The following is a 3470-nucleotide window of genomic DNA, read 5'->3' as shown; positions in this document are numbered from 1 at the left end:
CGTCGCGCGGGGGGGGTCGCACCCCCACCCCCCGATCACCATTGCCCAGTAGCTTCGAAACCAACGACCCCCGCCCCCCGTTCTGTTGTCCGGAGGCGCCGTCTCGGCGTTGGGCTGGTGAAGCAGGAGCGAGCCCCGCCCGTTCAGGGCCGTTGTGGCCGCTTGCGGCCTGGCCCGCAGCAGAAGGCCAGAGGCAGAGCAGGCTCTCGGTGCGAACTGACAGCATGGCCCCATGGATGCAGTGGACCCCGGCGAATTCGTTGTGCGTCGCGCCAGGGAGCCGGAAGCGGACGCGCTGGTAGGTATCGACTCGGTCGCGGCTGCGGGTGACCGGGAGCGAGTGGCGAGTATCCGAAGGTGGTGCCGGCAGAGCCTGGTGGTCGTAGCGGACGGTGCGTCCGGCCTGCTCGGCTACTGCGTAGTTGAGTACACGTTCTTCGATCAGGGCTTCGTCACGATGCTGATGGTCGCGCCATCCGCCCGTGGCAGAGGCGTCGGCCTTCGGCTGCTGGACGCCGTAGCGGCCTCGTGCGAGACCCCGAAGCTGTTCACCTCAACCAACGTCTCCAACCACCCCATGCAGCGGCTGCTGGAACGAGCCGGGTGGAGGGCGGTCGGCCTTCTCCACGGCCTTGATGAGGGCGACCCCGAACTGTTCTACCTCTGCCAGACGCAGACCAGGACGACGCACCCTCGCCCCGTGACGTGACGGCGGCCGCACGCCGCCGCGCTCGCCCAGCTCCACGCACCGCCCGCTCCACGGTCTCCCGCGCCGTCGGTGAGATCCGCAACCACGGCCGGCCCGGCTGTTCCGGTTGCTCACCCCCGTCCCGGCCGCAAGGAACTTCACTGTGCCGCTCCCCCTTCCACGACCCGCCGCACGCGGTGTCGGAGCCCGACGTCTGGGCGCTGCCGCGCTGGCGCTCTGCCTGCCCGTGATCCTCGGAGGATGCGCGTCCACGCCGGGCCCCAGCGATCCTCTCCCGGTCAAGGCCCGCCAGGACGCCCAGGGCTGGGCCAAGCACATGACCGAGTACATGGCGCAGACAGCTGGAATCACCCTCGACACCGGCAGCGTCGAGCCGATCTTCAGCGACTGTGTCGGCAGGAACGACGAGGTCGTCAAGGACGGCCGGTACAAGCTGTCGTACGCGGTCCACAGCTCCACCCCGCTCGAACAGCATCCTGAGGCCGTCCGCAAGGTCCGCGCGATGCTTGAGCAGCAGGGCTTCAAGATCGACGGCTATCGGGAGAGCGCCAACGGCAAGGTGGACACAGTCCTCGACGCATCCCAGGCGTCGAGTCGGTACCTGATCACCGTTGAGACCACGAAGGGAGGACTTCTCCTCTTCCTGCTCAAGACCCCCTGCCTGATGCCTCCCGCAGCAACGGAGACTCCTCGCTGACACCACCTTGCCGCGGGGCGGTTCCCTGGCTCCTCCCTTTCAGGCCGTCCCTCTCAGGTCGTCCCTCGGAGGCCGTTCAGCACCATGTCCGTCAGGCGCTCCGGCAGATCCGGCTCGATCGGGCGGTGGCCGAGCAGGCAGCGGGTCTGGAGTGGGGCGCAGAGCAGTTCCAGTGCCAGGGCCGTGTCGGTGCCCGTCGGGAGTTCCCCGCGTTCGACGGCCCGGCTGACGATGACGCCGGCCTGGTCGAGGCGGGACTGCCAGAAGGTCTGCCAGGCCTCGGCGAGGTCGGGGTCGTCGGAGCTGAGTGCGGCCGCCCGGGCGACGGAGCGGCCGGTCGGGGTGGCGAGGTACTCGGCCAGCGCGCGGGCGAAGGCGGCCAGGTCGGTGCGGACGGCTCCGGTGTCGGGGACGGGGATGCCTTCGTTGCTGCCGGTGAGCATGGCGTCCAGCACGAGCTTCTCCCGGCTGCCCCAACGCCGGTACACCGTGGTCTCGTTGACCCCTGCGCGGGCCGCGACCGCGGCGATGCTGAGCCGGTCGATGCCCTCCTCGGCCAGCACCTCCGCGGCGGCGGCCAGGACGGCCTGGCGGACGCGCGCGGCACGGCCGCCCGGGCGGCGGCGGATCGGCTCCGGCTCCGGCGCCGGCTCCGGCGTTGGCTCCGGCTCTTCTTCGGTCATGTGTCGATCACCTCGGTCACCACATTAACGCAAGATCGCTTGCATTAGGCGTCGCTCGGGCGCATAGTCGTTAATGCAAGCGTCCCGGCTTTAAGTGCAGCAGGAGGCACCACTATGTCCTTCACCTGGCCCCTGGACCCGCAGGACCTGTTCGTCGAGCGTTACCCGCAGATGACCCTCGGCCTCCCCGCCGATGAGGTGGACGCCGTCCGCGCCGCCGTCACCGAGATGTGGCCCGACCGGCCCGGCAGCTGGGTGTACGAGTGGTCCGCCCTCGCCGCCCGGCACGCCGAGGCCGGGCGCCACCGTCTGGCCGCGCAGGCGTACGGCTGGGCCAAGTTCCCCTCGCTCGCCGACGACCCGAAGCGAACCGCGCTCGCCCGCCAGGTCGGGCAGTACGTCCTCGCGGCCCCCGGCTTCCCGGTGGAGTTCGAGCGCCGCATGGTCACCGTCCCGTACCGCGGCGGCGACGCCACCCTGCCGATCCACCTGATGGCCGCCCCCGGCCTGCCCGCCGACGCGCCGGTCGTGCTGGCCAGCGGCGGCGTGGACTCCTGGAAGACCGACCTGCACGGCATGTGGGAGCAGCTCGCGTTCACCCTCCCGGCGCGGCTGCTGCTGTTCGACCTCCCCGGCACCGGCGAGACCGCCCACCTGCCGATGACCCCGGACGGTGGGGCCGAGGTCATCGCCGGACTGGTCTCCTTTGCCCGCGCGGCCGGCAACGGAAAGGTCGGCCACTTCGGCATCTCGATGGGCGGCTACTACTCCGCCCGGACCGGACTGACGGGGGCGGTGGACGCCTCCGTGGTGCTCGGTGGCCCGGTGGAACGCTCCTTCGCTCCCGGTCGCGGCTTCGCCTTCGGCATGGACGGCATCGTCGGCAACGCCCTGGGCTTCGACGCCGCGCCGAGCGGGGCCGAGCTGGAGAAGGCCTTCGCGGCATTCGACCTGCGCCCGCTGCTGGACCAGGACGCCAACGGGCCCATGCTGGTGGTCAACGGCACTGAGGACGTCCACGTCCCACTGGACGACACCCTGGTGTTCGAGGGGCGCCGGGACACCCGGGTCGAACTGATCCCGGACACCGGCCACTGCGCCATCTCGCGCTTCGGCGAGGCGATGGCCGTGATCGCCCCTTGGCTGAAGGACAACCTGGCCGGTTGATCCGGCGCTCCTGCCGCGGGGAGCTCACCATGGCAGTCGGTTCAGGTCCGGGACGGCTTCCTTCGTCTGGGACTGTGTCGGTTCGCCATGCAGGAGCGGCCGGTCGACTCGACAGTCGTCCCGGCGCGCGGGGGGGTTATTAGTGGGGGGGGGGGGGGCGGCGCCCGGGCCGGCCGGGCGCCGGCCCACACAGGGGGGGAGTGGGCGCGCGCCG

4 protein-coding genes are annotated in these 3470 nt (G+C 71.1%); 3 read left to right on the top strand and 1 reads right to left on the bottom strand.

Translation table 11 applies throughout. The features are described 5' to 3' along the window. Positions 1-232 precede the first annotated feature (232 nt). Both ACFV6I_RS19350 and ACFV6I_RS19345 read left to right on the top strand, forming a co-directional pair. Positions 233-709, top strand: a complete 477-nt coding sequence (locus ACFV6I_RS19350; protein WP_380426544.1) for a GNAT family N-acetyltransferase — start codon at positions 233-235, stop codon at positions 707-709. Positions 710-851: 142 nt separating this feature from the next. Further along, a complete protein-coding gene (locus ACFV6I_RS19345; protein ID WP_380426542.1) occupies positions 852-1406 on the top strand; it encodes a hypothetical protein in 555 nt (184 codons plus the stop codon). A gap of 53 nt (positions 1407-1459) precedes the next feature. On the opposite strand, the gene ACFV6I_RS19340 is transcribed toward ACFV6I_RS19345, so the two are convergent. Continuing rightward, positions 1460-2089: a TetR/AcrR family transcriptional regulator gene (locus ACFV6I_RS19340; protein WP_380426540.1), complete on the bottom strand. Its 630-nt coding sequence runs from the start codon at positions 2087-2089 to the stop codon at positions 1460-1462. A gap of 114 nt (positions 2090-2203) precedes the next feature. On the opposite strand from ACFV6I_RS19340, the gene ACFV6I_RS19335 reads away from it, so the two are divergent. Continuing rightward, positions 2204-3256 (top strand): alpha/beta hydrolase, encoded by a 1053-nt coding sequence (locus ACFV6I_RS19335; protein WP_380426538.1) that lies wholly within the window; start codon positions 2204-2206, stop codon positions 3254-3256. The last annotated feature ends 214 nt before the right edge of the window (positions 3257-3470 follow it).

Origin of the sequence: Kitasatospora sp. NPDC059803 (assembly GCF_042732255.1) — a bacterium.
Lineage (GTDB): Bacteria > Actinomycetota > Actinomycetes > Streptomycetales > Streptomycetaceae > Kitasatospora.
The sequence above is the reverse complement of the archived record's forward strand: the minus strand, read 5'-3'. Positions and strand labels throughout refer to the sequence as shown.